Genomic DNA, 25,736 nt, shown 5'->3' with positions numbered 1-25,736 from the left:
GGCTTTTTGCACATGCGAGCGAAGATCCGGTTAATGACCTAACGGCAAGGACAACGAAATCAGAAGGTTAGCCGGGTCAACGGTAGAAAGCCGTTCAGACTCGCGCTTCTGCCGGGCCATATCCGCCTGCCGTCGGCGTGATGACGGTGACCGCCTCCCCCGCCTCGAGCAGCGTCTGGTCGCTGGGCTTCAGCTCTTCGACGACGCCGGAAAGCCTGCGGACCAGCGTCCGGCCGAGTTCGCCCGGCTCCCCGCCCGCGGCGCCGAAGGGCCGCACCTTGCGGTGGGAGGCGAGGATGGCGCAGTCCATCGGCTGGCGGAAGCGGATGGTGCGGCTGGTCCCGTCCCCACCCTTCCACTGCCCCTTTCCGCCGGACCCGGCCCGGATGTGGAAATCCTCCAGCACCACCGGGAAGCGCGTTTCCAGGATCTCGGGATCGGTGAGCCGCGAATTCGTCATGTGGACATGCACGCCCGCGGTGCCGTCGAAGCCGGGCCCTGCGGGCGAGCCGGCGCAGATCGTCTCGTAATACTGGTACCGGTCGTTGCCGAAGGTGAGGTTGTTCATCGTGCCCTGCGAGGCGGACATCGCCCCCAGCGCGCCGAACAAGGCGTTGGTCACCGCCTGGCTGACCTCGACATTGCCGGCCACCACCGCCGCCGGATAGCGCGGCGAGAGCATCGAGCCCTCCGGCACCACGATCCGGATCGGCCTGAGGCACCCGGCATTCATCGGGATCGAATCGTCCACCATCACACGGAAGACATAGAGCACCGCCGCGCGCGTGACCGGCGCGGGCGCGTTGAAATTGTCCGGCCGCTGTTCGGAGGTGCCGGTGAAGTCGACGGTCGCCTCGCGCTTGTCGCGGTCGATGGTGATCTTGACCTTGATCGCGCAGCCCTGATCCATGGGGTAGGTGAATTCGGCGTCGTGGAGCTTTGTGAGCAGCCGCGCGACACTCTCGGCCGCATTGTCCTGCACATGGCCCATATAGGCTTGGACCACATCGAGCCCGAAGGAGCCTATGATCTTGCGCAGTTCCGCCACGCCCTTTTCGTTGGCCGCGATCTGCGCCTTCAGATCGTTGACGTTCTGAACGACGTTGCGAACCGGATAGGCCGCGCCGGTGAGCAGCCCGATCAGTTCCTCCTCGCGGAAGCGGCCCTGATCAACGATCTTGAAATTGTCGATATAGACGCCTTCCTCCTCGATCCGCGTCGCCAGCGGCGACATCGAGCCCGGCGCGGTGCCGCCGACATCGGCATGGTGGCCGCGGCTCGCGACCCAGAACAGGATCTCCCTGTCTTGGCGGTCGAACACCGGCGTGCAGACCGTGATGTCGGGCAGATGCGTGCCGCCATTATAGGGCGCATTGAGGCAGTAGACGTCGCCCGGCCTGATCACCGGATTGTTGGCGATCACGGTCTCGACCGAGCGGTCCATCGAGCCCAGATGCACCGGCATATGCGGGGCATTGGCGACGAGAGCGCCCGTCTGGTCAAAGACGGCGCAGGAGAAGTCCAGCCGCTCCTTGATGTTCACCGAATAGGCGGTGTTCTGAAGCGTCACGCCCATCTGCTCGGCGATCGACATGAACAGGTTGTTGAAGATCTCGAGCATGACCGGGTCGGCCTTGGTGCCGATGGCCGCCTGCTGCACCAGCGCTTCCGTCCGCACCAGAACGAGATGATCCTTGGCGGTCAGTTTCGCCGTCCAGCCCTGCTCGACGACGACCGTCTGGTTCGGCTCGATGATGATCGCCGGGCCGGCGACGCTCTGCCCGGGCTTGAGCCCCTCGCGCTTGACGACGGCGGCATCGTGCCAATCGCCCTTGGAGAAAAAGCGCGTGCGCTGCGCCACCATCGCCTCGCCGCCAGGCTCGGCCGCGCTGGCCTCCTCGAACTTCGCGCCGCCGCCGATCGCCTCGACCTCGACGGCCTCGACCACCAGCCCCTTGCTCTCGTCCATGAAGCCGAAGCGCGCCTTATGCGCGCTCTGAAAGGCCTGACGCATCTGCGCCTCGGGCCCGGCCGCGACCGCGATTGCGGTGTCGGTGCCGGCATAGCGGATATGGGCGCGGGTCACGAGCGCGATGTCGCCCTCCGCCACCCCCTGCCCCGCCACCTCGGCCTGCGCCTCGGCGATCAGCCCCGCGGCGAGATCGGCGATGCGGCCCTGCGCCTGCGCATCGACGGGTACGTCCAGCGCCGCCGTGCGCGTCGCGCGGATTTCGGCCAGGCCCATGCCATAGGCCGAGAGCAGCCCCGAAAAGGGATGTAGCAGCACGGTCTTGATGCCGAGCGCATCGGCCACCAGGCAGGCATGCTGCCCGCCCGCGCCACCGAAGGAATTCAGCGCATAGCGGGTGATGTCGTAGCCGCGCTGCACGGAGATCTTCTTGATCGCCTCGGCCATGTTGGCGACGGCGATCTGGATGAAGCCGTCGGCGACCTCTTCCGCCGAGCGACCGTCGCCGACCTCGGCCGCCATGACGGCGAACTTGTTGCGGACGATCTCGACATCGAGCGCCTCGTCCTGCCCCGGCCCGAAAATCGCCGGGAAATAGGACGGGATCAGCTTGCCGACCATGACATTGGCGTCGGTGACCGCCAGCGGCCCGCCGCGGCGATAGGCGGCCGGGCCCGGATTGGCGCCGGCCGAATCCGGGCCGACGCGGAAGCGCGCCCCGTCATAATGCAGGATCGAGCCGCCACCGGCCGCGACCGTGTGGATCAGCATCATCGGCGCGCGCATGCGCACCCCGGCGACCTCCGTCTCGAAGGCGCGCTCATACTCGCCGTCGAAATGCGCGACATCGGTCGAGGTGCCGCCCATGTCGAAGCCGATCACCTTGTCGAATCCGGCCGAACGGCCCGTCTCGGCGAGGCCGACCACGCCGCCGGCAGGTCCCGACAGGATCGCGTCCTTGCCCTGGAACAGCTCGGCGGCGGTGAGCCCGCCCGAGGACATCATGAACATCAGCCGCGCACCGGTGCGGGCGATGTCGAGTTCTTCCGAGACCTGGCTCACATAGCGGCCGAGGATCGGCGAGAGATAGGCGTCGACGACCGCCGTATCGCCCCGGCCCACCAGCTTGATCAGCGGCGAGACCTCGTGGCTGACGGAGACCTGCGGGAAGCCGATTTCGCGGGCGATCCGCGCCGCCGCCTGCTCATGCGCGGTGAAGCGATAGCCATGCATGAAGACGATCGCGAGCGCCCGGAAGCCCGCCTCATATTGCGCCTGCAGCGCCATACGCAACGCGGTTTCCTCCAGCGCCGTCTCGACCGTGCCATCGGCCAGCACGCGCTCCGCGACCTCGATCACGTCCTCGTAAAGCTGCTCGGGCTTGATGATCTGCTTGGCGAAGATGTCCGGCCGCGCCTGGTAGCCGATGCGCAGCGCGTCGCGGAAGCCTTTCGTGGTCACCAGCAGGGTGCGGTCGCCCTTGCGCTCCAGCAGGGCGTTGGTCGCCACGGTGGTGCCCATGCGGACCTCGCCCACCGTTCCGGCCGGGATCGGCTCGCCGGCTTTCAGCCCGAGATGGTCGCGGATGCCCTGAACCGCAGCATCGCGATAGGCGCCGGGGTTCTCGGAGAGCAGCTTTCTGGCATGGAGCTTGCCAGAGGCATCGCGCCCGATCACGTCGGTAAAGGTCCCGCCGCGGTCGATCCAGAAATCCCAGCGTGCCGCCGTCATGGCTCTCTCCCCGTCGATATCAGCGGGAAAAGACCCCGCTGACGTTTCATCGATAAATCGTCGATGTTCTGTTGACAAGCTTGTTTCGGCGGCTACGATCCCGATTGTGACCGGAAGATGGCGGAGGGGCCAGCGGTCGCGATGCGGCAACGACCGCGAAGGAGAGCCAAGATGACGGCACCGTGCCAGCCCGCCGAGGAGACCCGCCGATGCTGAGGAGAGGGCTGGACCTGCTTTATCTCGCAGCCGGTTATCTCGCCGGTCTCTTCCTCGTGGCGATCTTCGCGCTGATGATGCTCCTGTCGATCGGGCGGGAGATCAATCTCAACGTCCCGTCCGGCGACGATTTCGCGGCCTGGTCGCTGGTGGCGATGGCATTTCTCGGCCTCGCCCACACCTTCAAGAAGGGCGAGATGATCCGGGTCGGCCTGCTGCTGGAGCGGTTGCATGGCCCCGCCCGGCGCGCGGCCGAACTCGTCTCGCTGACGATCGCGGCCGCCTTCATCGGCTATTTCACCTGGCAGGCGGGCCGTCTCGCCTATGATTCCTGGCGCTTCTTCGACATGTCGACCGGCGTCGTCTCCGTCCCGCTCTGGATCCCTCAGCTCGGCATGGTGGCGGGCCTGGCGATCCTGCTGCTCGCCGTCCTGGAGGAATGGGTCATCGTGGCGCGCGGCGGCAAGCCGACCTATGAGCCCGAGCCGCCGCAGACGACCGAAGAGTTGATCGAGCGTGTCGCCCAGGGCGGAGGCGTCTGACCATGAGCCTTCCCGTTCTGTCGATCATCCTGCTCGGCTTCCTCGTCGTCATCCTCGCCAGCGGCGTCTGGATCGCGGTCGGGCTCGGCCTGGTCGGCCTGCTCGCCATGGTGCTCGTCACCGACATCCCGATCGGCCAGGTGCTCGCGACCACCGTCTGGAGCGCCTCGGCCTCCTGGACGCTGGCCGCGCTGCCGCTCTTCATCTGGATGGGCGAGATCCTGTTCCGCACCCGCCTCTCGGCGCAGATGTTCCAAGGCCTGGCGCCCTGGCTGCAATGGCTGCCCGGCCGCCTCGTCCACACCAATATCGTCGGCTGCGGCATCTTCGCGGCCGTCTCCGGCTCCTCTGCCGCGACCTGCGCCACCATCGGCAAGATCGCGCTGCCGGAGCTGAAGAAGCGCGGCTATGACGAGGGCATCAGCATCGGCACGCTCGCCGGCTCGGGCACGCTCGGGCTGCTGATTCCGCCGTCCATCCCGATGGTGGTCTATGCCGTGACCGCCAATGTCTCGGTGCTTCAGGTCTTCCTCGGCGGCTTCCTGCCCGGCCTGCTCGTGATGGCGCTCTATATGGGCTACGTCATCCTCTGGTCGCTGCTGAACCCCTCGAAGGTCCCGCCGCGCGACCCGCCGATGCCCTTCATGGCGAAGGTGCGCCAATCGGCGAAGCTGGCGCCGTGCCTGCTGCTGATCGCGGCCGTCTTCCTCTCGCTGGTGCTCGGCTTCGCCACCGCGACCGAATGCGCCGCCTGGGGCGTGATGGGCGCGCTGGTCCTGGCCTGGTGGAGCGGCACGCTGAGCTGGGCGACCTTCTTCGAAAGCGTGATGAGCGCGACGCGCCTGACCTGCATGATCATGCTGATCCTGGCCGGCGCGGCCTTCTGCACGGCGGCGATGGCCTATACTGGCATCCCGGCGGCGCTGGCGGAATGGGTCAAGGGCCAGACGCTGTCGCCGCATATGCTCGTGCTGGCACTGACCTGCATGTACATCATCCTCGGCTGCCTGATCGACGGCATCTCGATGATCGTGCTCACGGCGGTGATCGTGCTGCCGATGGTCAAGGAGGCGGGCTTCGATCTGGTCTGGTTCGGCGTCTATCTCGTCATCCATGTCGAAATGGCGCAAATCACCCCGCCGGTCGGCTTCAACCTGTTCGTGCTGCAGAACATGAGCGGCAAGGACACTTGGACGATTGCGAAGGCGGCGTTTCCGTTCTTCATTCTGCTGAACGTGGCCGTGATCATCATCACGACCTTCCCCGATATCGTGCTCTACCTGCCCAAGCTCGCCTTTCCTGACCGCTGACCAACGATAACCGAAAGAGGGAATGACATGTTGAACCGCAGGACCCTGACCGCTGCCGCCTTCGCGCTGGGCGTCAGCGCGCTGGCCTTGGCCGCGCCGGCCGCCGCCCAGACCAAATGGAACCTTCCGAACGCCTATCCGTCCGACAACCCGCACACGGAGAATCTGGCGCTCTTCGCCAAGGACGTCGAGGCTGCGACCGGCGGCAAGCTCCAGATCACGGTCCATGCCAACGCCGTGCTGTTCAAGGCGCCGGAGATCAAGCGCGCCGTCGCCTCGGGGCAGGCGCAGATGGGCGAGATCCTGATGTCGCTGCACGAGAACGAGGACCCGGTCTTCGGCATCGACGTCGTGCCCTTCCTCGCCACCTCCTTCGAGCAGGCGAAGAAGCTCTACACCGCCTCCAAGCCCGCCATCGAGAAGAAGCTCGACGCGCAGGGATTGAAGCTCCTGTTCATGGTCCCCTGGGCGCCGCAGGGCGTCTACGCCAAGAAGGACCTCAACACGATCGAGGACATGAAGGGGCTGAAGTGGCGCTCCTACAATGTCGGCACCGCCCGCCTCGGCGAACTGCTGGGCATGCAGTCGGTGACGATCCAGGCGGCGGAGCTGCCGCAGGCGCTGGCGACGGGCGTGGTCAACTCCTTCATGTCGTCCGGCGGCACCGGCTATGATTCCAAGGTCTGGGAGTCGCTGGACCATTTCTACGACGTTCAGGCCTGGATTCCGAAGGACGCCACGCTCGTCAACAAGGCGGCCTTCGCCGCCCTCGACAAGCCGACGCAGGACGCGATCCTCAAGGCCGCCGCCGTGGCCGAGGAGCGCGGCTGGAAGATGTGGCAGGAGAAGGCCGGCTGGTATCTCCAGCAGCTCAAGGCCAAGGGCATGAAGGTGCAGCCGCCCTCCGCCGAACTCTCCGCCGGCTTCAAGAAGGCGGGCGAGACCTTGACCGCCGACTGGCTGAAGAAGGCCGGCGCCGACGGCCAGGCCATCGTCGACGCCTATAAGAAGATGTGAGGAAGCCAGACCCTTCCGGCGTTTCGCGCAGGGAACCCTCTCCCGGAGGGAGAGGGTTCCCTGCGCCCCCTGATCGAACAGATGCTTCCAGATCAACCCTTTCCCGACGAACTCGGCCCGATCGTCTCGTCCGGCCATCTCGCCGCGGGCGCGATGCCTTCGCTGTCGGAGTTCGAATTCGCGCTGAGCATGACGGTCCACGCCTTCCACCGCTGGATCGTGCGCGGCATGGCGGCGGCTGGCCTGCCCGATCTCTCCCCGCTCGACGTCATCGTGCTGCACAACGTCAATCATCGCGGCAAGCCGAAGCGGCTCGCCGATATCTGCCTCGTCCTCAACATCGAGGACACGCATCTGGTGAACTATTCTCTGAAGAAGCTCGAAAAGCTCGGCCTGATGAAATCCGGCCGCAAGGGCAAGGAAAAGACGGTCGCCATCACCCCGGCGGGCGAGGAAGCCTGCCGTCGCTACGCCCAGGTGCGCGAGCAGATCCTCGTCAAATCCGTACTCGCCTCCGGCGCGGACGCCGCCCGCCTCTCCGACATCGCCGCCGCGATGCGCTCGCTGTCGGGGCAATATGATCAGGCGGCGAGGGCAGCGGCGAGTTTGTAATCAGCCGCAATTGGCCGTCCCCGTCATCCCGGACGCAGCGAAGCGGAGATCCGGGATCCATGCCGGAAGCTGGCCGACCGGCGTCCCGGCATGGATCCCGCGTCAGGCCCGGGATGACGGCGCGTGGGTGGGCGCATTAATTGCGTGGCAAGCCGGCCTCGCACGCGCGCAGCGTGCATGCTGCGCCGCAGGGTTGCCAGGGCCACCCGCCTCGGCCACAGAGAGCGCCCCTTCCGGCCGGATCTCATGACCGCCTCGCGCAACAACACCCTCCTCGGCATCGCGATGATGCTGCTCGGGATCCTGCTGTTTTCCGTCAACGACGTGATGGGGAAATGGCTCGTCTCGACCTATACGGTCGGCCAGGTGCTGCTGATCCGCAGCCTCGCGGGGCTCGTCGTTCTGGCGCCCTTCGTCATCAAGCAGGGGCTCTCTCGCACGCTGCGGCCCGAGCGCCCGGTGCTGCAGACCCTGCGCGTCGCTTTCGGCACCGGTGATGTCGCGCTGTTCTATGCGGCGGTCGCGCATCTGCCGCTCGCCGACACCATGACGATCTGGCTGGCCGCTCCGGTCTTCGTGGTGGTGCTGGCGGCGATTCTACTGCGCGAAAAAGTTGGTGCCGCGCGTTGGTGTGCTGTGGCGGTCGGCTTCGTCGGGGTCGCGGTGGCGCTCGGCCCTTCCGCCGCCAGCCTCTCGGCCCCGGCGGGAATGGCCGTGCTCGGCAGTCTGTGCTTTTCCGCGATGATGATCGCCGGGCGGCAGCTGCGTGGCACGCCGGACGTGACGCTGGTCGCCTGGCAGACGGCCGGAGCGGCGCTGATCGGCCTCGCTCTGCTGCCGACCGGCTGGGTCCAGCCCAGCCTGCGCGATCTCGGCCTGCTCTCCCTGCTCGGAGTGGTGGCGATGGTGGCGCATCTGTGCGTCACGCGCTCGCTGAAGCTCGCCGAGGCCTCGGTGGTGGTGCCCTATCAGTATACGCTGATCGTCTGGGCGCTGGTCTTCGGCTGGCTCATCTTCGGCGACTGGCCGACGCCGGCGATGCTGCTGGGCGCCGGGCTGATCGTGGCCGCGGGCCTCGCTCTGCTCATTCTGGAGCGCCGTGGCGCCCGCGCGCCTTGATTTGTCCGGGCGGCATCGCCATCGTCCCTCCCACATCCGATTGCCCCGATGAGGCCGATTCTCATGTCACGCGCCTGGTTCGCCTCCGCTCTGATTTCGCTCGCCTGCCTGACCGGCTTCTCCGCAGATGCCGCAGGCCGGCGCCTGGTCCACCCCGCCGACCGGGCGGAGGAGCGGATCATCGCGATGTATGGCGATCTGCCGGGCTGCGACGATCCGGCCGTGCTGGGCAGCATCACCAGCTCATTCGGCTCGCGCGAGGCCAAGTTCTGGGGCCCGCTCGAAACCCTGTCCTATGACCGGATCGGCCAGCTCGGCTATCGGCCCTGGGGCGACGACACGATTCCGCGCCGCTTCTGCACCGCCCGTGTGCTGCTGAACAACGGACTGTTCCATCGCGTGGATTATTCGGTGCGCGAGAATCTCGGTCTGTTCGCTCGCGGCTGGAACGTGAACTGGTGCGTGGCCGGGCTCGACCGCGAGCGCAGCTACGCGCCCGACTGCAAGATGGCGCGCCCCTGAGGCCCAACCGATGCGCGCGTTGCCCCGTCGACTCGCCCTCGCCGCGCTCGGCGTTCTGGCGCTGAACGGCGCGGCCGCCGCGCAAGGCTTCGGCTCGCGCAGCGGCACCCCCGGCGATTTCGACTTCTACGTGCTGGCCCTGTCCTGGTCGCCGGGCTTCTGCACGCTCGATGGTGGCCAACCGCGCAACCGCGAGCAATGCGGAGAGGGCGCCGGCCTCGGCTTCGTCGTCCATGGGCTGTGGCCGCAATATGAGCGCGGCTTCCCCAGCGAATGCGGCCCGGCCGGGCGCGTGCCCTCACGCATCGCGCTCGAAGAGACCAAGGGCGTGTTCCCCACCGAGGGGCTGGCCCGCTACGAGTGGCGCAAGCACGGCACCTGCTCCGGATCGAGCCCGACCGATTATTTCCGCGATGCCCGCCGCGCCCGCGACAAGGTCGCGGTGCCGCCGGCGCTAGCCAAGCCGCAGCGCGAGCAGAGCTGGACCGCGATCGACCTCGAACGCGCCTTCGCCGCCGCCAATCCCGGCCTTCGGCCGGACATGATGTCGGTCGCCTGCAAGCGCGGCGTGCTGCAGGAGGTCCGTATCTGCCTGACGAGGGATCTGCGCGACTTCCGTTCCTGCCCGCAGGTCGATCGCTCCGGCTGCCGCAGCCGCGACATCACCGTGCCGGCGCCGCAATAGACTGCCGCTGTTGCCTCCCGCGCGGCCGCGGCCGATAAGCGGGCCATGAATTACCGCCACAGCTTTCATGCCGGCAATTTTGCCGATGTGCTCAAACACGCGATTCTCGCGCGCATCCTGCAGCATCTGAACGGCAAGCCGACTCCCTATCGGGTGATCGACACCCATGCCGGCGCCGGCCGCTACGATCTCGGCGCCGACGACGCTCTGCGCACGCATGAGTGGAAGGACGGCATCGCCCGCCTGGACCGCTCGCCACTCGCGCCCGAGGTCGAGGCGCTGCTCGCCCCCGATCGCGACACGATTGCCGCGATTCGTGCCGAGCATGGCGCCGCGGCCTATCCCGGCTCGCCCTGGTTCTGCCGCCATGCGCTGCGGCCCTTCGACCGTCTGATCGCGGCAGAACTCCATCCGCAGACCCACGCGAAACTCGCCGAGGCGCTGGCGCGCGACGGGCGCGGCAAGGCCCTCGCCATCGACGGCTGGACGGCGCTGCGCGCCAATGTGCCGCCCAAGGAACGGCGCGGGCTCGTGCTGATCGACCCCCCTTTCGAGGAAAAGGACGAGTTCGAGACGCTGGCGCAGCAATTCATCGCAGCCCATCGCAAATGGCCGACAGGCATCTACATGCTCTGGTATCCGATCAAGGACTCACGCGCCGTCTCGACCCTGATCGACGAGGTGCAGGAGGCGGGAATCGCCCGGCTGCTGCGGCTGGAGATCGATGTCGACCGTCCGGCCGCCGCAGGCGGCCTCAGCGCCACCGGCCTGCTGATTGCGAACCCGCCCTGGCGCCTGGCCGAGGAGGCACAGACCCTGCTACCAGCGCTGACCGAACGGCTCGCGCAGGGCCAGCGCCCGCGCTATCTATGCGAGGCGATCCGGCCCGATGGCTGATCGCGCCTGCCCCTCGTTTCGACGGATGACGACGATGCTCGTGCTGCGCTCCTCCCCCGCCTCGCCCTTCGGCCGCAAGGTCAAGCTGGCAGCCCTCGAACTCGGGCTGATGGACAGGATCGAGATCGTCGCCGCCGACACGACCGACCCCAACGAGGCGCTGCGCCAGCAGAACCCTCTCGGCAAGATTCCCACGCTGGTGCTTGAGGACGGCACGACGCTGTTCGATTCGCGCGTCATCGTCGACTATCTCGACCATCTCGCCGGCGGCAATCGACTGATCCCGGCCGGCGAATCGCGCTTCGGCCAGTTGCGCCTGCAGGCGCTCGCCGACGGCATCGCCGATGCCGCGCTGCTCAAGGTCTATGAGGGCCGCTTCCGCCCCGAAACCCAGCGCAATGCCGACTGGGTCGCGCATCAGGACGGCAAGGTGACGCGCGGTCTCGCCGCGCTCGAAGCCGCGCCGCCCAGCTTCCCGGATCGGCCCCGCATCGGCGAAGTCGCGCTCGCCTGCGCGCTCGGCTATCTCGACCTGCGATTCGCCGGGGAATGGCGCTCCAGCCATCCTGCCCTCGTCGCCTGGCTCGATGATTTCGCCGCCCGCGTGCCGGCCTTCGAGGCGACCCGCTTCAAGGGCTGAGCGGCGAGCGGGCTTTCGACCTCGCGCTTGTAAAGCGAAAGGGCGGTGCCGGTCGGCACCGCCCTTTTTCGTGTCACTCTTCGGCTTGGCCGGGGCGAGCCGCTGCTCCTCAGATCCAGAGCGGCATCGCGACAACAAAAAAACCCGGTGGCCAGAGGCCACCGGGTCGTTCCGACATCCCGAAGGATGGTGATCAGAACTTGTAGGACAGGCGGGCGCGGACCACCGAGAAGTCGGTGCCGACCTTGGCGCCGGTGTTCAGGATGCGCTTCTCGCCCAGGTCGACGTAGAGGTACTCGACGCCGGCGATCAGGTTGTTGGTGACAGCGTACTCGAGACCGCCGCCGAGGGTCCAACCGCCGGTGTGGCTGTTGTCCGAGGAGACGATCGTGCCCGGCAGGGTGGTCTTCACGTTGCCATAGGCCCAACCACCGGTGACGTAGGGCATGAACCGGTCGAAGGCGACGCCGACGCGGGCACGGACGGTGCCGAAATAGTCGGTCTTGACGCGAACGAGGCCGAGGTTGCCGCCGGTCGAGAGGTCAGCGCCCTGGATGTCGGCTTCGGCGCCGATCACGAACTGGCCCATCTGGTAGTTGTAGCCAACCTGGCCGCCGCCGACGAAGCCGTTCAGGTCGCCGGTGTTGGTGACCTGGAAGCCGCCATTGGTGTTCACGTTGCCCCAGCCGTAGCCGGCGTTGCCACCGATGTAGAAGCCGGTCCAGGTGAAGGCCGGGGGAACGTAGATCGGAGCGGCAACCGGGCCCTTGCGCGACGGCAGATCGGCGGCCGAGGCGGCGCCGGCGGCGACGAGGCCGAGAACGGCAACGCTCGCGAGCAGAAACTTCTTCATGACAAACTCCTTAGTCGTCGCATTTGCCGGAGGACCCGGCGGGTGATTTCGATGACATCTGTATAGGGCCAGATGCCGGCTTTGTCTGTTGCACCGGAAGCACATCGCCACCGCGAACCGCGGCAGAAATGCGGCACGAATGCGATAACTGGACGCAAACAGGTAAAAATGGGTTAACCAAGCGGAACGGATGGAAGATGGTAAACCGAATACTAATCGAAGACGATTGCGTGATGACGCAATCGCACCCGATCGGCGCAATAACCCCCTCGTTCCGAAAAGGTTCCTGCTGGATCTGAAAAATTGTCGCCGGACGCGCCTTGCCGCTGCACGGCGCGCGTGTTTAAGCAGTGAAATCAAATGGATCACCTGGTCGTGCCGCCGCTCTCCATCTTCATCATCGCGCTCAACGAGGCCGACCGTATCGGGCGTACGATCGAGGCGGTGCGCGGGCTCAGCGACGACATCGTGGTGATCGACTCGGGCTCGACCGACGGCACGCAAGCCGTAGCCGAAAAATGCGGCGCGCGCGTCATCTTCAATGCCTGGCCCGGCTATGGCCAGCAGAAGCGTTTCGCAGAAGAAGCCTGCCGCCATAACTGGCTGCTCAACCTGGATGCAGACGAGGTGGTGCCGCCGGATCTCGCGACCGAGATCGCGGCGCTCTTCGCGGCGGGCGAGCCTGCTCTCGACGCCTATGCCATGCGCATTGCCGAGATCTTTCCCGGCGAGCGGGCGCCCCATCGCTTCGCCTATGCATTGGCGCCGGTGCGGCTCTACCGCAAATCCAAGGGCCGCTACTCCCCCTCGCCCGTGCATGACCGGGTGGATCTGGCGCCCGATGCGCGCGTCGGCAAGCTCAGGGGCACGGTCCACCATTTCTCGGTGCGCTCCCTCGGCGAGCAGATGGACAAGCTCAACGCGTATAGCGATGCCCAGGCCGACGATCTCGACAAGCGCGGCGTCACGGTCTCGCTCCCGCGGCTCATCGCCGAGTTTCCGGCCAATTTCATCAAGGCCTATATCGGCCGCCGCCATGCCCTGCGCGGCGTCTACGGCTTCATGACCGCGATGAACTATGCGTTCTATCGCTATTTGCGCGCCGCCAAGCACTGGGAGCGGCGCCTGCGGCGCCGTTCCGAGAACGGCGATTCACAAAAGCACTGAGTGTCGATCGGGGATAGTGGGAGTCCTCATCCCCGAGCCGGCAGTTGCCTGCCTTGCCGGGCTGAGACGCCTGCTGCGAAATGGTTCCCGGGACCAGCGTCAGACCGCGCCGTCCGGCCTGAAGGGCGCCCGGCCGCTCGCCAGCGCCGAATCGAGCAGTTCGAGCCGGTCCTGCCCCCAGAACACCTCCCCGTCGAGGACATAGCTCGGCGCGCCGAACACACCCGCCTCGATCGCCTCGGCGAGAGTCGCCTCATAGCGCGCGAGGACCTGGGGGTTCTGCGCCTGCTCGAGCAGAGCCTCCCCGGAAAAGCCGGCCCGCTGCGCCGCGGCCGAGAGGGCGGCCGGCTCGCGCATATCCTCCTCGCGCGCCCAGACGCCCGCCATCACGTCGCCGATGAAGGCGGACGGGTCGCACCCTTCCAGCAGCAGGGCGATGGTCATCCGGTCCGCGAGGGACGGGTCGAAGGGGAAGAAGCGCGGCTGCAAGACCAGCTTGAGGCCGCGCCGCTCGCGCCAGCGCTGCAGATCCATCAGGCGGTAGCGCTGCCGCACGGGATGGCGCCTGGGCAGCGGCAGGCCTCCGGTCTCGTCGAAGAGCGAGCGCAGCGGCAGCGGCCGGTAGTCGATGACGCAGCCATGGCGGTGCGCGATCTCATGAAAATAGCTGTTGCCGAGATAGGTCCAGGGCGAATGCAGCGAGAAGAAATAGCGGATCTGCCGTGCCATGCGGGACTCCCTCAGCCGAGTGCGATCGCGGAAATCAGCCGGCCGTAATCCGGCTCGTCGCGATGCGTGGTGCGCCGATAGCTGAAGAAGCGGGCCTCGTCGCCATAGGTGCAGAGCGCGAGATCGACGAAGCGCCCGATTCCCGCCTCCTGCGCCTTCAGCGCGATGAACGCCGGCAGGTCGAACATCATATGCGCCGCCCGCTCCGAGGCGGTGAAGAAGCGCGCATAGGTCGCGTTCTCCGCGCGGAAGCGCTCGACGAATTCCGGGCCGACCTCATAGGCCTTCGCGCTGATCGTCGGCCCCAGCACGGCCAGGATGCGCTCGCGCCGCGCGCCGAGCTTTTCCATCTCCGTGACGGTCGCGCCGACCACGCCGCTGAAAGCGCCCTTCCAGCCGGAATGGGCCGCGCCGATCACGCGCGCCTCGGCATCGGCGAAGAGAATCGGCCCGCAATCGGCGGTTGAGATGCCGAGCGCGACATCGCGCGAGACCGTCACCATCGCATCGGCCTTGGGCCGCTCGCCTTGCCAAGGACCCGTCACCACGGCGACATCGGGCGAATGCACCTGCCACAGGCTCACCAGATGGCTCGGCTCCACCGCGAGGTGCCGCGCCATCCGCGCCCGGTTTTCGGCGATGGCGGCCTTGTCGTCGCTGGAGCCCAGCCCGCCATTGAGCGAGGCATAGATGCCGTCCGACACCCCGCCCTCGCGGGTGAAGAAGGCGTGGCGGATGCCGCTTTCGGCGGCGAGGTCCGGGGAGGTGATGAACATGGCGTCGTCCCGTTCAGAGCAGGCGAAGTCTTGGGCGTCAGCGCTGGTCTGGCAGCCGATGAAGGTCAAATCCGGGCAAAGGCGGCAGATCGGGATGGGCGAGCGCGATGACCTTGAACAGCTCGCCCATGCCGGTCTGGCCGGGCGCGGTCAGCCGCTCGAAGGCCTGCGCGACGGCCTGCGCCTGCGCGGATGCGGCGCTCTGCGAAAGCCGCGCGGCGCGCTCCGCGAGGCCCAGCGCCATCAGGAAATCGCGCTGCGTCGACGGCCCGTTCAGGGCGGCACCGGCGTTCAGGGCCGTCTGCCCCATCCGCTCGAAATCGACATGCACGGTCAGATCCGCCTCGCCGGGCTGCGCCAGCGGATCGACGAAGGCGTGGCGCTTCATCGCCTGCAGCGTGTCGCCGAAACCGGAGCGCGACGAGCCGTAATCGATGAACAACGCGGCTCCGCCGGCGCGGGAGAGATGGGCGGCGATCTGAGAGACGATTTCGGCCGCGATGGCCGGTTGCTCCAGCACGCTGCCGATGGACGCGACGGCGCCGATCGTCTCCTGTGCGGGTGAAAGGCCGAACACCAGCTCGCCCTCCGCTCCGAGCCCGACGAGCCGCTCGCGCCAGCCCTGCTGCGTCATCACGAACTGGTCGAGCGGCAGCGCGTCGAGGAACTCATTGGCGATGACGATCGCCGGGCCGTCCAGCGCCGCGCCGACCGTGTCATGCCAGACCGGGGCCGCCTCGGGCAGCGCCGCCGCCTGCCGCGCCCGCAAGGCCGGACTGGTTTCGACCAGATGGACGCTCGCAGCCTCGCGAAAACCGGGGAGCCGGCGAGTCGCTCGCAGAATGTCGGCCATCAGCGTGCCGCGTCCGGGCCCGAGTTCGATCAGGCGGAAAGCGGCCGGCGCGCCCATCGCCTGCCACAGATGCGCGGCCCAGAGCCCGATCAGTTCGCCGAACATCTGGCTGATCTCGGGCGCAGTGGTGAAATCGCCCTGCCGGCCGAACGGATCGCGGGTCATGTAATAGCCGTGGCGCGGATGGCCGAGCGCCAGCGCCATGAAGCGGGAGACCGGCAGCGGCCCCTCTTCGGCAATGAGCCGGGCGAGCTCAGCCTTCAGCGCGCTCAAGCCACCGCCTCGCGGCGCGCGCGCAGCACCAGCCAGATCCCGGCGATCAGCACCGGCAACGACAGCAGCATGCCCATGGTGATGCCGCCCGACAGCGCGTTCACCGAGGTGCCGAACAGAAAGCCGAGCTGCGGGTCCGGCTCACGGAAGAACTCGCAGACGATCCGCGCGATCGCATAGCCGATGCCGAAGACGCCGGCGACGAGCCCCGGCCGGCGCAAGCAGCCGCTCCAGACCAGCAGATTGACCAGCGCGAAGAGCAGGATGCCTTCCGAAAACGCCTCGAAAAGCTGGCTGGGATAGCGCGGCACCGCCCCGCCATTGGGAAAGACCATCGCCCAGGGAAAATCGGGGGCCGGCCGGCCCCAGAGCTCGCTGTTGATGAAATTGGCGATGCGGCCCAGGAACAGGCCGATCGGCACCACGGCCGCAGCGAGATCGAACACCGACAGCGCTGCATAGCCGCGCCGCCTTGCGAACAGCCACAGCCCGAGCGTGGCGCCGATCAGCCCGCCATGGAAGGACATGCCGCCCTGCCAGATCGCCAGGATATCCTGCGGTCGCTCCAGATAGCGCGGCAGATCGTAGAACAGCACGAAGCCGGTGCGCCCGCCGAGTACGACGCCGAAGGCGACGAAGAGCAGCATGTCGTCGAGTTCTTCGGGCTTGGGCCGCGACAGCCCGCCCCAGAGCCGCTCCGTCGCGACCAGCCGGCGCGCATACCACCAGCCGCCGAGCAGCCCGACGACATAGGCCAGCCCATACCATTTGATCGCGAGCGGCCCGATCTGCACCGCGACCGGGTCGATCATCGGAAAGGGGATGGCGAAAACGGGCATGGCGCAGGTCCGGCGGCGGGCGCGGGGAGATGGCCGCGCGCCCGCGCAATGGTCAAGGGAAAAGGCTGGCCCACCCCGCCATCCCGCGGCTGGGTCGCGCGTGGCTCGCGAAGCCCTCATCTTTCGAGACGTCCCTTCGGCTTCTGAGGACGAGGGCTCGAGCCGGCTGTGCGTCAGACCTTCACGATCAGCTTGCCGAAATTCTTGCCTTCCAGCAGGCCGATCAGCGCCTCGGGCGCATTTTCAAGACCCTCGACGATGTCTTCCTTGTAGCGGATGGCGCCCTCGGCGACCCAGCGCGTCATCTCCTCCTGGAAGGCCTTGCCCTGCGTCGGCACGAATTCGCGCTGGATGAAGCCGCGGATGGTGAGACTCTTCGACAGAATATCCCGCATCAGCAGCGGCAGCCTGTCCGGCCCCGGGAAAGCGCCGGTCGCGTTGTATTGCGCCACGAGGCCGCAGACGGGAATGCGCGCGAAGCTGTTGAACAGCGGGAACACCGCATCCCAGACATGGCCGCCGACATTCTCGAAATAGACGTCGATCCCGCCCGGGCAGGCAGCGGCGAGCTTGTCCGCCATCTGCGGATCGCGATGGTCGATGACCTCATCGAAGCCGAAGGTCTCGCGAACGAAGGCGCATTTCTCCGGCCCGCCGGCGATGCCGACAGCCCGCGCGCCCTTCAATCGGGCGATCTGGCCGACGGCGGAGCCCACCGGGCCGCTGGCAGCGGCGACAACCAAGGTCTCGCCCGGCTTGGGCTGGCCGATGGTGAGCAGCCCCGCATAGGCGGTGAAGCCCGGCATGCCGAGCACGCCGAGCGCGGTGGTCACGGGCGCGGCCTGCGGATCGAGCTTGCGCAGCCCTTTCGCCGACACCGCGGCGTGGCTCTGCCAGCCGGAATAGGAGAGCACGATATCGCCGGGCTTGAAGGCCGCGTCGCGGCTCTCGACCACCTCGGCGACCGTCCCGCCTTCCATCACCTGGCCGATCTCGACGGGCGCGGCATAGGATTTCGCCGCGCTCATCCGCCCGCGCATATAGGGGTCGAGCGAGAGATAGAGCGTCTTCAGCAGCACCTGCCCATCGCCGAGGCTGGGCATGGGAGCACGCTCGAGCCGGAAATTCGCTGGCGTCGGGCGCCCTTCCGGACGCGATGCGAGGACGATGCGGGTGTTTTCTGTCTCGGTCATGGGCTTGCGATCCTCGGCGAGGCGGTCGGGGTCTGAGGCCCCGATATGGGGCGCAGCTTCCCAGCCGCCAGGGATCGACGATCTTTGCGATCGCCAGGGAGCCGCCCTTGCGAGGAGCGAAGCACGGCTTTCAGCCGGCCGGGTTCTCGCCGATCCAGTCGAAGGCCTGCGGCCGCTCCCGGCGCATCCAGGCGGCGATGACGCCGTCGGCATTGGCCGTAGCGTCGGCGAGGCCGTCGACATCGAGATCATAGCGGCAATAGCTGTGGATGCGGTGGAAATCCCGCCGCGCATCGCCGATCGGCCGGTCGCCGCGCGCGATCTCGCGCTGCTCCAGCACCTCCAGCGGACAATGCACGCCCACGAAGAAGACGTCCTGCCCCGCCAGCGTCGCCGCGAGCCGCTTCAGCCAGGCGTCGCTCTCCATGATGTACTCGACGATAAGATCGTTCCCCGCCTCGACATAGGCCAAAAGGGACCGCTCGAAGCCGATGAAGAAGGGCTCGCGCATCGCCCGCCAGTCGAATTCGCGGGAGCGGATGCGCGCCATGGGCAGCACGCCGGAATCGCGCAGATGGTCGATGGAAATATGCCAGAACGGCGTCGGCATCCGCGCTTGCAAGGCCCGCGCGAGCGTGGACTTGCCGCTGCTGGAGGCGCCGTTGAGGAGAATGATGCGGCCTGGGCCGGCCGCCGGCGGGGACGAATCGATCTGTGTCATCGGCAGGCCGCGGAGGTCAGTAAGGCGTCACCGAACGCGCAAAAGCCGGCGCCAAGAGGCACCGGCCTTGAACGGCAGGAGCTGCCGCGTCTTCCTAGCAAAGGGTCTCCCGCGCGCGAAGCCGGAAAACTCCGCCCGCTCGTCAGGACGACGCCTTGGCCCGCTTGGCAGCCGCGCCGGAAGCCTTGCGGGTCGCCGCCTTCGGCGGGGCGGCAGCCTTCGCCGCTGCATCCTCGGCCTCGCGGGCCAGACGCAAGGCACGCAGCTTCTCGGTCTTGAGCCGGGTCTGGTTGGATTCCTCGTCGAGCGCCTGCCAGGAGAGCAGCGCGTCGCGCTTGCGCTGTTCGGCCGTCTCGAACGCGGCCTGCGCCCGCGCCTTGATCTCGTCCAGCTTCATGTTGCGGATCGACATGGCGAAACTCCTTGTGGCGAAAAAGGCGGCATCCAGAGCATCGAACCGAAACTGGACTCCCCTTCACAGACGGCGATGCTCCGGCACGATCCGGAGCGTCGCAACCGCGCCCCGGAAGGCGCGCGGCGGCTCAGGCCGCCGGCGGGGGCACGACGCCCGGACGCGGACGCGCGACGGGAGGCTTGCGCTTGGGGGCCGGCAGCAGCCCGTCGCGCTGGGCCTGCTTGCGCGCGGCCTTCTTCACGCGGCGCACGGCCTCGTCCTTTTCGCGCGCGCGGCGCTCGGACGGCTTTTCATAGGCGCGCCGCTGCTTCATCTCACGGAACACGCCCTCGCGCTGCAGCTTCTTCTTCAGCACGCGCAACGCCTGCTCGACATTGTTGTCCCGCACCAGAACTTGCATGGCTATCCATTTCTCCAAAAAGCAAAAGGGCCGGGCTTCTGATCCCGACCCTTCGATCACCGCTGTCACAGAGCATCCGCGTCGTGGCGCCAGTACATCCGTGGTCGCCTCACATCTCCGGCGCTCTGCGTCGAGCGGCTCGGGCATCGATCCGAAAAGTGGACTTCACCTTCCGGCAAATCCGATGCCCCATTCGATTGTCAGATCGGCGCGCCCATCGGACGCACGATGATCACTCGGCGCGCAGATTATCCGCGGAGTTCTTGCCGGACCGCTTGTCCTGCACGATCTCGTAGGAAATCTTCTGGCCTTCGCGCAGATCGCGCATCCCGGCCCGCTCGACGGCGCTGATGTGGACGAACACGTCCTGCCCGCCATCGTCAGGCTGAATGAAACCGAAACCCTTAGTGGCGTTGAACCACTTCACCGAACCCGAAGCCATCGGACTCTCCTTCCATATGATTTGCCTTGGCCCCATCCCGAAGGATGCGACCGCGTGAATTCGATCAAAGGAAGAAAATCGTCAGCGTGCGGCGCAATGAAGCGCGAACGGCCAAGTCATCAGGCCCGATATCGAGACTGATATTTAGGGGCTCGATCGCAGTTTGTCAAATCCTTCCGCGCAGCGCGACCATTCAGCCTTGTTTATGCAGCGCTTTTCCGCTCGTTTTCGCGGCTGATTTTCTTGGCTGCAACGCTATAGCGACTTTCGGACACTGCGAGCGGGCGACGGATTTTGTTGCAGCGCGTCACGCGCCGTCGGCAGCAGGCCGATCTCGCCTGATCGACTCGCGATCTCCTGACATGACGAAGGCGCCGCGGCATCCTACATGAGCGCCATGAATCGCGACCGACAGGACGATCTGCCCCAGGAGGATTTCGAGGACGAGGAGGATACCCTCCCCGCATCGGAGCCGGCCGTCGATCTGACGGAGGCCGCACCGGGCGCCCTGAAGGCCGGCATCGAGGTTATCCAGCAATTCGCCAAGCACCTGCCGAACAAGCCGGGCGTCTACCGCATGTTCGATCGCGCCGGCGAGGTGCTCTATGTCGGCAAGGCCAAGAGCCTGAAGAACCGCGTCGGCGCCTATGCCCGCGGCATGGCGCATACCAATGCCGTCGCGCGGATGATCGCCGAGACGGCCAATATGGAGTTCGTCACCACCGGCACCGAGACAGAGGCGCTGCTGCTGGAATCGAACCTGATCAAGCAGCTGCGGCCGCGCTACAACGTGCTCCTGCGGGACGACAAATCCTTCCCCTACATCCTGCTGAGCGGCGACCATGAAGCCCCGGCCCTGTTCAAGCATCGCGGCTCACGCCATCGCAAGGGCGATTATTTCGGCCCCTTCGCCTCGGTCTGGGCGGTGAAGCGCACCATCGACGCGCTGCAAAAGGCGTTCCTGATCCGCACCTGCTCGGATTCCTTCTACGAGAACAGGACGCGGCCCTGCCTGCTCTTCCAGATCAAGCGCTGCGCTGGCCCCTGCACCCGCGAGGTCGAGATCGCCGACTATCAGGCCCTCGCGGGCCAGGCGCGCGACTTTCTTTCGGGCCGCTCCTCGGCGGTGAAGCAATTGCTCTCGGCCCGTATGCAGGAGGCGTCGCAGGAGCTGGAATTCGAGAAGGCCGCCCGCTACCGCGACCGTCTCGCCGCGCTCTCGGCCGTGCAGGCCGGGCAGGACATCAACACCCAGGGCGTCGAGGAGGCGGACGTCTTCGCCATCGACGAGCAGGGCGGGCATTTCTGCGTCGAGATCTTCTTCTTCCGCAACCACCAGAATTGGGGCAACCGCGCCCTCTTTCCCCGCGCCGACCGCTCGCTGACGCCCGCCGAAGTGCTCGCCTCGGTGGTCGCGCAATTCTACGACGACAAGCCGCCGCCGCGGCTGGTGCTGCTCTCGCATCCGGTCGAGGAGATCGAGCTGATCGGCCAGGCGCTCTCGGCCCGCGCTGGGCGCAAGGTCGAGGTCGCCAACCCGAAGCGCGGCGAGCGGGCCGATCTGATGGCCCATGCCGTCAAGAACGCCCGCGAGGCGCTCTCCCGCAAGCTCGCCGAAAATGCCGGCCAGCAATCGCTGCTGGCGGCGCTGGGCGCCGCCTTCGGGATGGAGACGCCGCCCCGCCGCGTCGAAATCTACGACAACTCCCATATCATGGGCACGAATGCGGTCGGCGGCATGGTCGTGGCGGGGCCGGAGGGCTTCATGAAGAGCCATTACCGCACCTTCAACATCTCCACCGACACCATCGCCGGCGACGATTTCGGCATGATGCGCGAGGTGCTCACGCGCCGTTTCGCGCGTCTGGCGAAGGAGGAGGGATGGTCCCCGAGCCCCGATGCCGAGAGCCTGCCCCAACCCTCCAGCCCTCATCCTGAGGAGGCCCGCAGGGCCGTCTCGAAGGATGCTCCAGATGGTTCGGCAGCCTCCTCGACCATCCTTCGAGACGCCGCTGAAGCGGCTCCTCAGGATGAGGGCTCGCACGGTGCCCAGTCAGCCTCTCAAGATGAGGGCTCCTCCGGGAAAACGCGCAAGGTGACCAAGCCCCGCAAGGACGTGGACGGCTTTCCCTCCCGGCCCGACCTCGTCATCGTCGATGGCGGCAAGGGCCAGTTCTCGGCGGCGCTCAGGATCATGCGCGAGCTCGGCGCGGGCGATATCCCGCTCGTCGCCATCGCCAAGGGCGAGGACCGCAACGCCATGCGGGAGACCTTCCATATGGAAGGCAAGGAGCCGTTCAAGCTGCAGCCGCGCGATCCGGCGCTCTACTTCATTCAGCGCCTGCGCGACGAGGCGCATCGCTTCGCCATCGGCACGCATCGCGCCAAGCGCAAGCGCGACACCATGACGAACCCGCTCGACGAGATCCCCGGCATTGGCCCCTCGCGCAAGCGGGCACTGCTGCTGCATTTCGGCACGGTAAAGGCGATCCAGCGCGCCAAGCTCGACGACTTGATACGCACGCCCGGCGTCAATGCCGCCACGGCCAAGGCGGTGCATGACTTTTTTCACGATGCTTGATCATTCCGACACATTCCCGGTCTTCCGTGTTGACGCTGTCATCGACCGACTGCTTTGGTGCCCGACGTGACGATTCTTCCAGACGCCATCAGGCGGCGCGGACCCTGGTCTCTGCCGAACCTGCTCACCTACGGGCGGATCCTCGCGATCCCGGCCCTCGTGGCGATTCTGTTCTGGCCGACTGACGACTGGATGCGCTGGATCGCGCTGGCGATCTACACCCTCGCCGCCATCACCGATTATCTCGACGGTTACATCGCCCGCGCCTGGAGCCAGCAATCGGCCATCGGCCGCATGCTCGACCCGATCGCCGACAAGCTCCTGGTCGCCGCGCTGCTGCTGATGCTGGTCTATACCGGTCAGATCCATGGCTGGACCCTCTGGGCCGCGATCGTGATCCTGTGCCGCGAGATCCTCGTCTCGGGGCTGCGCGAGTTCCTGGCGGACCTCAAGGTGTCCGTCCCGGTCAGCAAGGTCGCGAAATGGAAGACGACGGCGCAGCTCTGCGCGCTCGGCTTCCTCGTCGCCGGCCCGGCTGGCGACAAGGTGCTGCCGGCCAACACCCAGATCGGCATCTGGCTGCTCTGGGCGGCGGCGGGGCTGACGATCTATACCGGCTGGGACTATTTCAACGCCGGCATCCGCTATCTCGTCGAGGAAGACGAGCGCCAGCCGTGAGCGGGGCGAGGGTTTTGCCATGAGCGACGCCGCATTGGCCCCAGCGGACACCCGCACCGTCAGGCTGGTCTATTTCGCTTGGGTGCGCGAGCGCATCGGCCTCCCCGAGGAAACGCTCGCCATCCCTGCCGATCTCATCACCGTCGCCGACCTCGCGCGCTGGCTGAAGACCCGGGGCGAGGGCTACGAAACCGCCTTCGCCGACGAGACCGTCGTGCGCGCCGCGCTCGACCGGACGCATGCCAAGCCCGGGACGCCGCTGGGCACGGCCACCGAGATCGCCTTCTTCCCGCCAATGACGGGGGGATGAAGGTGGACGCGGATCATCTCCGTCATTGCGAGCGAAGTGAAGCAATCCAAGAGCGGCAGCGCTCGACGCCCCCCTGGATTGCTTCGTCGGCTCCGCCTCCTCGCAATGACGTCCGATGCCGATGACCCCCACCATCCGCATCCAGCGCGAGGATTTTGACCTCGCCGCCGAGATCGCCGCTCTTTCGCCCGGCCGGGCCGATATCGGCGCCGTCGTCTCCTTCACCGGGCTTTGCCGCGACGAGGCCGGCACGCTTGCGGCGCTCGAGCTCGAGCATTATCCCGGCATGGCCGAGGCCGAGATCGTCCGCGTCGCCGATGAGGCCGCCGGACGCTGGCCGCTGCTGGGTCTGACCGCCATCCATCGCTACGGGCTGATCCGGCCGGGTGAGCAGATCGTGCTTGTGATCGCGGCGAGCGCCCATCGGCGCGCCGCCTTCGAGGCCGCCGATTTCATGATGGATTATCTGAAGACCCGCGCCCCCTTCTGGAAGCGCGAGCACCGCGCCGACGGCACGCTGGGCGGCTGGGTCGAGGCGAAAAGCGAGGACGACGATGCGGCGCAGCGCTGGACGATCTGAGCTTCGCATCGCCCTCCTGCTCGCAGCGATCGGCTGCGCGGGCGCAGCACTCGCCGCCGGGGAAGCCAAGCTTTCGGAGCCGAAGACCTTCCGCGACTGGATGGCGGCCTGTGACAACGTCAAGGGCTGCACTGCCCTGTCTCTGCCGCCGGAAGCCGCGGATTCGATCGCCTATCTGCGCCTCGAGCGCCCGGCCGGGCCGGATGCGGCCCCTCGCCTCATCCTGCGACTGCAGCGCGACGGCAAGACGGCTCCGAAGGCAGTGCAGCTGAAGCTCGACGGAGCGCCCTTCCCGGCCGGTGGCAGGACGCTGCCCGTCACCGCCGATGACGATGCCGCCACCCTGACCTTTTCGGCGCAGGACACCGCCGCGCTGATCGAGGCCGCGCGCAAGGCGACGAAGCTGAGCGTGACCGCGCCGGAGGTGACGGCAACCGTCTCTCTGGCCGGCTCCGTCGCCTCGCTGCTCTGGATCGACGAGCAGCAGGGCCGGCTGGGCACGCCCTCCGCGCTCATCCGCAAGGGCACGACCGGCAGCGCGCCGGCTACCCCGGACCTGCCGCTGGTCGCCGCGACCCCGGTGCCGCCGATGCTCGACATGAAGCTGGGCAAGGCGCAGGCCGCGAAGCTGCGGGCCGAGTTGAAGAAGCGCAAGCCCGATGCCTGCGAGGACGATGCCGCCGAGGCCGACGAGGCCTGGGCGCTCGGCGGCAAGCGCATGCTGGTGGCGCTGGCCTGCTCGCGCGGAGCCTACAATGTCGGCTCGTCCTTCTTCGTCATGCCGGAGAACGAACCGGCCAAGGCAAAGCCCATCCGCCTGCCTGATAGCGATGGCGACGACGGCAACGAACTGACGAATGCCAGCTTCGACCCGCGCACCGGCCACCTCTCCTTCTTTGCCAAGGGGCGCGGCATCGGCGATTGCGGCGTGTCGGGCGATTATGCCTGGACAGGCGCGGGCTTCGTTCGGATGGAGCTGTCGATGATGGGCGAATGCCGCGGCATCCCGTCCGAAGACTGGTTCACCCTTTATCGCAGCCGCAGGCAGTGAAGCGGTTGCCGTTCCGGGTGCCTCGCAGGCGCGAACCCGGAACCCAAGGCGGGGTGAGACATTGATTTTGAGGCGGTCGAAGGCCCGCCAAGCCTTGGGTTCCGGGTTCTTCGCTGCGCGAAGCCCCGGAACGACCATGATCGTGGGCGACGACGAGTTAACAGCGCCGCGAGCGCCTCACCCCGCCTTCGACTGCGGGCGCACCGCCTCCGAGTAATCCTCCATGATCACCTTGCCCATATTGCCGGTGATGAAGGAATAGGGGCCGATCTCGGAGACCAGCGTCACCTCGGCGGCCGAGCCGGTGATGAAGCATTCGCTGAAGCCGTCCAGCTCCTCCGGTCGGATGCGCCGCTCCACCACCTCGAAGCCGCGCGAGCGGCACAGATCGATCACCGACTGGCGGGTGATGCCGTTGAGGAAGCGGTCGGCCAGCGGGGTGTGGATCACGCCGTCCTTGATGAAGAAGATGTTGGCGCCGGTGCATTCGGCGACATTGCCTTCCCAGTCCAGCATCATCGCGTCGGCATAGCCGCCGCGCTCCGCCTTGTGCTTGGAGAGCGAGCAGATCATGTAGAGCCCCGCCGCCTTCGCATGGACCGGCGCGCAGGCCGG

General features: G+C 67.1%; 27 protein-coding genes. 15 read left to right on the top strand and 12 right to left on the bottom strand.

Annotation, left to right across the window (positions count from 1 at the left end; all coding sequences use genetic code 11):
• Positions 1–94: 94 nt before the first annotated feature.
• Positions 95–3,700, bottom strand: a complete 3,606-nt coding sequence (locus tag ACOJTB_RS11645; protein ID WP_420102682.1) for a hydantoinase B/oxoprolinase family protein — start codon at positions 3,698–3,700, stop codon at positions 95–97.
• 209 nt (positions 3,701–3,909) lie between these two features.
• Between ACOJTB_RS11645 and ACOJTB_RS11640 the strand changes: the two genes are divergently transcribed.
• From ACOJTB_RS11640 to ACOJTB_RS11600, 9 genes are all read left to right on the top strand, one after another.
• Positions 3,910–4,458, top strand: coding sequence for a TRAP transporter small permease (locus ACOJTB_RS11640; protein WP_420102681.1), 549 nt, complete (start codon positions 3,910–3,912; stop codon positions 4,456–4,458).
• 2 nt (positions 4,459–4,460) lie between these two features.
• The gene (locus ACOJTB_RS11635; protein ID WP_420102680.1) at positions 4,461–5,768 is read left to right on the top strand and encodes a TRAP transporter large permease; all 1,308 of its coding nucleotides are present in this window, start codon (positions 4,461–4,463) and stop codon (positions 5,766–5,768) included.
• A gap of 27 nt (positions 5,769–5,795) precedes the next feature.
• Positions 5,796–6,785 carry a TRAP transporter substrate-binding protein gene (locus ACOJTB_RS11630; RefSeq protein WP_420102679.1) on the top strand — a complete coding sequence of 330 codons (990 nt, stop codon included), beginning with the start codon at positions 5,796–5,798 and terminating at the stop codon, positions 6,783–6,785.
• An 81-nt stretch (positions 6,786–6,866) separates the two neighbouring features.
• The gene (locus tag ACOJTB_RS11625; protein ID WP_420102678.1) at positions 6,867–7,397 is read left to right on the top strand and encodes a winged helix DNA-binding protein; all 531 of its coding nucleotides are present in this window, start codon (positions 6,867–6,869) and stop codon (positions 7,395–7,397) included.
• Between the two features lie 246 nt (positions 7,398–7,643).
• Positions 7,644–8,516, top strand: coding sequence for a DMT family transporter (locus tag ACOJTB_RS11620; RefSeq protein ID WP_420102677.1), 873 nt, complete (start codon positions 7,644–7,646; stop codon positions 8,514–8,516).
• Between the two features lie 63 nt (positions 8,517–8,579).
• Entirely contained in the window at positions 8,580–9,038 is a 459-nt protein-coding gene (locus ACOJTB_RS11615) for a hypothetical protein (protein WP_420102676.1), read from the top strand.
• Positions 9,039–9,057: 19 nt separating this feature from the next.
• A complete protein-coding gene (locus ACOJTB_RS11610; protein ID WP_420102675.1) occupies positions 9,058–9,723 on the top strand; it encodes a ribonuclease T2 family protein in 666 nt (221 codons plus the stop codon).
• Between the two features lie 45 nt (positions 9,724–9,768).
• Complete coding sequence (locus ACOJTB_RS11605; RefSeq protein ID WP_420102674.1) at positions 9,769–10,620, top strand: 23S rRNA (adenine(2030)-N(6))-methyltransferase RlmJ; 852 nt, start codon at positions 9,769–9,771, stop codon at positions 10,618–10,620.
• A gap of 34 nt (positions 10,621–10,654) precedes the next feature.
• The gene (locus ACOJTB_RS11600) at positions 10,655–11,260 is read left to right on the top strand and encodes a glutathione S-transferase (protein WP_420102695.1); all 606 of its coding nucleotides are present in this window, start codon (positions 10,655–10,657) and stop codon (positions 11,258–11,260) included.
• A 193-nt stretch (positions 11,261–11,453) separates the two neighbouring features.
• Here ACOJTB_RS11600 and ACOJTB_RS11595 read toward each other — a convergent pair whose 3' ends face one another.
• Complete coding sequence (locus ACOJTB_RS11595; protein WP_420102673.1) at positions 11,454–12,113, bottom strand: outer membrane protein; 660 nt, start codon at positions 12,111–12,113, stop codon at positions 11,454–11,456.
• Positions 12,114–12,473: 360 nt separating this feature from the next.
• On the opposite strand from ACOJTB_RS11595, the gene ACOJTB_RS11590 reads away from it, so the two are divergent.
• The gene (locus ACOJTB_RS11590; RefSeq protein WP_420102672.1) at positions 12,474–13,280 is read left to right on the top strand and encodes a glycosyltransferase family 2 protein; all 807 of its coding nucleotides are present in this window, start codon (positions 12,474–12,476) and stop codon (positions 13,278–13,280) included.
• 99 nt (positions 13,281–13,379) lie between these two features.
• Here the strand turns inward: ACOJTB_RS11590 and ACOJTB_RS11585 are convergent, their stop codons facing one another.
• The 9 genes from ACOJTB_RS11585 to ACOJTB_RS11545 form a co-directional block, all read right to left on the bottom strand.
• A complete protein-coding gene (locus ACOJTB_RS11585; RefSeq protein ID WP_420102671.1) occupies positions 13,380–14,009 on the bottom strand; it encodes a 2-hydroxychromene-2-carboxylate isomerase in 630 nt (209 codons plus the stop codon).
• A gap of 11 nt (positions 14,010–14,020) precedes the next feature.
• Entirely contained in the window at positions 14,021–14,785 is a 765-nt protein-coding gene (pgeF, locus tag ACOJTB_RS11580) for a peptidoglycan editing factor PgeF (protein ID WP_420102670.1), read from the bottom strand.
• A 37-nt stretch (positions 14,786–14,822) separates the two neighbouring features.
• Positions 14,823–15,911: a class I SAM-dependent methyltransferase gene (locus ACOJTB_RS11575; RefSeq protein ID WP_420102669.1), complete on the bottom strand. Its 1,089-nt coding sequence runs from the start codon at positions 15,909–15,911 to the stop codon at positions 14,823–14,825.
• On the bottom strand, positions 15,908–16,750 hold the full coding sequence (gene lgt, locus ACOJTB_RS11570) for a prolipoprotein diacylglyceryl transferase (RefSeq protein ID WP_420102668.1): 843 nt from the start codon (positions 16,748–16,750) through the stop codon (positions 15,908–15,910). Before lgt ends, ACOJTB_RS11575 begins: the two co-directional genes overlap by 4 nt.
• Before the next feature lie 173 nt (positions 16,751–16,923).
• The gene (locus ACOJTB_RS11565) at positions 16,924–17,943 is read right to left on the bottom strand and encodes an NADP-dependent oxidoreductase (protein ID WP_420102667.1); all 1,020 of its coding nucleotides are present in this window, start codon (positions 17,941–17,943) and stop codon (positions 16,924–16,926) included.
• A gap of 130 nt (positions 17,944–18,073) precedes the next feature.
• Complete coding sequence (locus ACOJTB_RS11560) at positions 18,074–18,664, bottom strand: chloramphenicol phosphotransferase CPT family protein (RefSeq protein WP_420102666.1); 591 nt, start codon at positions 18,662–18,664, stop codon at positions 18,074–18,076.
• Positions 18,665–18,806: 142 nt separating this feature from the next.
• On the bottom strand, positions 18,807–19,076 hold the full coding sequence (locus tag ACOJTB_RS11555) for a hypothetical protein (RefSeq protein WP_420102665.1): 270 nt from the start codon (positions 19,074–19,076) through the stop codon (positions 18,807–18,809).
• A gap of 130 nt (positions 19,077–19,206) precedes the next feature.
• Entirely contained in the window at positions 19,207–19,548 is a 342-nt protein-coding gene (gene rpsU / locus ACOJTB_RS11550; RefSeq protein WP_420102664.1) for a 30S ribosomal protein S21, read from the bottom strand.
• 163 nt (positions 19,549–19,711) lie between these two features.
• Positions 19,712–19,921, bottom strand: a complete 210-nt coding sequence (locus tag ACOJTB_RS11545) for a cold-shock protein (RefSeq protein WP_420102663.1) — start codon at positions 19,919–19,921, stop codon at positions 19,712–19,714.
• Between the two features lie 388 nt (positions 19,922–20,309).
• Here ACOJTB_RS11545 and uvrC point away from each other — a divergent pair, with 388 nt between their 5' ends.
• The 5 genes from uvrC to ACOJTB_RS11520 all read left to right on the top strand — a co-directional run bounded on the left by uvrC (position 20,310) and on the right by ACOJTB_RS11520 (position 25,121).
• A complete protein-coding gene (gene uvrC / locus ACOJTB_RS11540; RefSeq protein WP_420102662.1) occupies positions 20,310–22,502 on the top strand; it encodes an excinuclease ABC subunit UvrC in 2,193 nt (730 codons plus the stop codon).
• 66 nt (positions 22,503–22,568) lie between these two features.
• Positions 22,569–23,180: a CDP-diacylglycerol--glycerol-3-phosphate 3-phosphatidyltransferase gene (gene pgsA, locus ACOJTB_RS11535; RefSeq protein ID WP_420102661.1), complete on the top strand. Its 612-nt coding sequence runs from the start codon at positions 22,569–22,571 to the stop codon at positions 23,178–23,180.
• A gap of 19 nt (positions 23,181–23,199) precedes the next feature.
• Entirely contained in the window at positions 23,200–23,490 is a 291-nt protein-coding gene (gene moaD, locus ACOJTB_RS11530; protein WP_420102660.1) for a molybdopterin converting factor subunit 1, read from the top strand.
• Positions 23,491–23,605: 115 nt separating this feature from the next.
• A complete protein-coding gene (locus ACOJTB_RS11525) occupies positions 23,606–24,070 on the top strand; it encodes a molybdenum cofactor biosynthesis protein MoaE (RefSeq protein WP_420102659.1) in 465 nt (154 codons plus the stop codon).
• Positions 24,045–25,121 carry a DUF1176 domain-containing protein gene (locus ACOJTB_RS11520; protein ID WP_420102658.1) on the top strand — a complete coding sequence of 359 codons (1,077 nt, stop codon included), beginning with the start codon at positions 24,045–24,047 and terminating at the stop codon, positions 25,119–25,121. Before ACOJTB_RS11525 ends, ACOJTB_RS11520 begins: the two co-directional genes overlap by 26 nt.
• A 177-nt stretch (positions 25,122–25,298) precedes the next feature.
• Here ACOJTB_RS11520 and ACOJTB_RS11515 read toward each other — a convergent pair.
• The coding region (locus ACOJTB_RS11515; protein ID WP_420102657.1) for an aminotransferase class IV at positions 25,299–25,736 on the bottom strand (438 nt) is incomplete at its 5' end.

Origin of the sequence: Allobosea sp. (genome assembly GCF_048595345.1) — a bacterium.
Lineage (GTDB): Bacteria > Pseudomonadota > Alphaproteobacteria > Rhizobiales > Beijerinckiaceae > Allobosea.
Note: the sequence above shows the minus strand (reverse complement) of the source record. Positions and strands in the feature narration are given on the sequence as shown.

Bases quoted from the DNA above. Each gene is read 5' to 3' on its own strand.
- ACOJTB_RS11585 (WP_420102671.1), bottom strand. From the start codon at position 14,009: ATGGCACGGCAGATCCGCTATTTCTTCTCGCTGCATTCGCCCTGGACC.
- ACOJTB_RS11605 (WP_420102674.1), top strand. From the start codon at position 9,769: ATGAATTACCGCCACAGCTTTCATGCCGGCAATTTTGCCGATGTGCTC.
- ACOJTB_RS11525 (WP_420102659.1), top strand. From the start codon at position 23,606: ATGCCGATGACCCCCACCATCCGCATCCAGCGCGAGGATTTTGACCTC.
- ACOJTB_RS11620 (WP_420102677.1), top strand. From the start codon at position 7,644: ATGACCGCCTCGCGCAACAACACCCTCCTCGGCATCGCGATGATGCTG.
- ACOJTB_RS11600 (WP_420102695.1), top strand. From the start codon at position 10,655: ATGCTCGTGCTGCGCTCCTCCCCCGCCTCGCCCTTCGGCCGCAAGGTC.
- ACOJTB_RS11640 (WP_420102681.1), top strand. From the start codon at position 3,910: ATGCTGAGGAGAGGGCTGGACCTGCTTTATCTCGCAGCCGGTTATCTC.
- uvrC (WP_420102662.1), top strand. From the start codon at position 20,310: ATGAGCGCCATGAATCGCGACCGACAGGACGATCTGCCCCAGGAGGAT.
- ACOJTB_RS11555 (WP_420102665.1), bottom strand. From the start codon at position 19,076: ATGTCGATCCGCAACATGAAGCTGGACGAGATCAAGGCGCGGGCGCAG.
- pgeF (WP_420102670.1), bottom strand. From the start codon at position 14,785: ATGTTCATCACCTCCCCGGACCTCGCCGCCGAAAGCGGCATCCGCCAC.
- ACOJTB_RS11630 (WP_420102679.1), top strand. From the start codon at position 5,796: ATGTTGAACCGCAGGACCCTGACCGCTGCCGCCTTCGCGCTGGGCGTC.
- ACOJTB_RS11595 (WP_420102673.1), bottom strand. From the start codon at position 12,113: ATGAAGAAGTTTCTGCTCGCGAGCGTTGCCGTTCTCGGCCTCGTCGCC.
- ACOJTB_RS11545 (WP_420102663.1), bottom strand. From the start codon at position 19,921: ATGGCTTCGGGTTCGGTGAAGTGGTTCAACGCCACTAAGGGTTTCGGT.
- ACOJTB_RS11615 (WP_420102676.1), top strand. From the start codon at position 8,580: ATGTCACGCGCCTGGTTCGCCTCCGCTCTGATTTCGCTCGCCTGCCTG.
- ACOJTB_RS11645 (WP_420102682.1), bottom strand. From the start codon at position 3,700: ATGACGGCGGCACGCTGGGATTTCTGGATCGACCGCGGCGGGACCTTT.
- ACOJTB_RS11625 (WP_420102678.1), top strand. From the start codon at position 6,867: ATGCTTCCAGATCAACCCTTTCCCGACGAACTCGGCCCGATCGTCTCG.
- ACOJTB_RS11590 (WP_420102672.1), top strand. From the start codon at position 12,474: ATGGATCACCTGGTCGTGCCGCCGCTCTCCATCTTCATCATCGCGCTC.
- ACOJTB_RS11520 (WP_420102658.1), top strand. From the start codon at position 24,045: ATGCGGCGCAGCGCTGGACGATCTGAGCTTCGCATCGCCCTCCTGCTC.
- ACOJTB_RS11565 (WP_420102667.1), bottom strand. From the start codon at position 17,943: ATGACCGAGACAGAAAACACCCGCATCGTCCTCGCATCGCGTCCGGAA.
- ACOJTB_RS11560 (WP_420102666.1), bottom strand. From the start codon at position 18,664: ATGACACAGATCGATTCGTCCCCGCCGGCGGCCGGCCCAGGCCGCATC.
- moaD (WP_420102660.1), top strand. From the start codon at position 23,200: ATGAGCGACGCCGCATTGGCCCCAGCGGACACCCGCACCGTCAGGCTG.
- lgt (WP_420102668.1), bottom strand. From the start codon at position 16,750: ATGCCCGTTTTCGCCATCCCCTTTCCGATGATCGACCCGGTCGCGGTG.
- ACOJTB_RS11635 (WP_420102680.1), top strand. From the start codon at position 4,461: ATGAGCCTTCCCGTTCTGTCGATCATCCTGCTCGGCTTCCTCGTCGTC.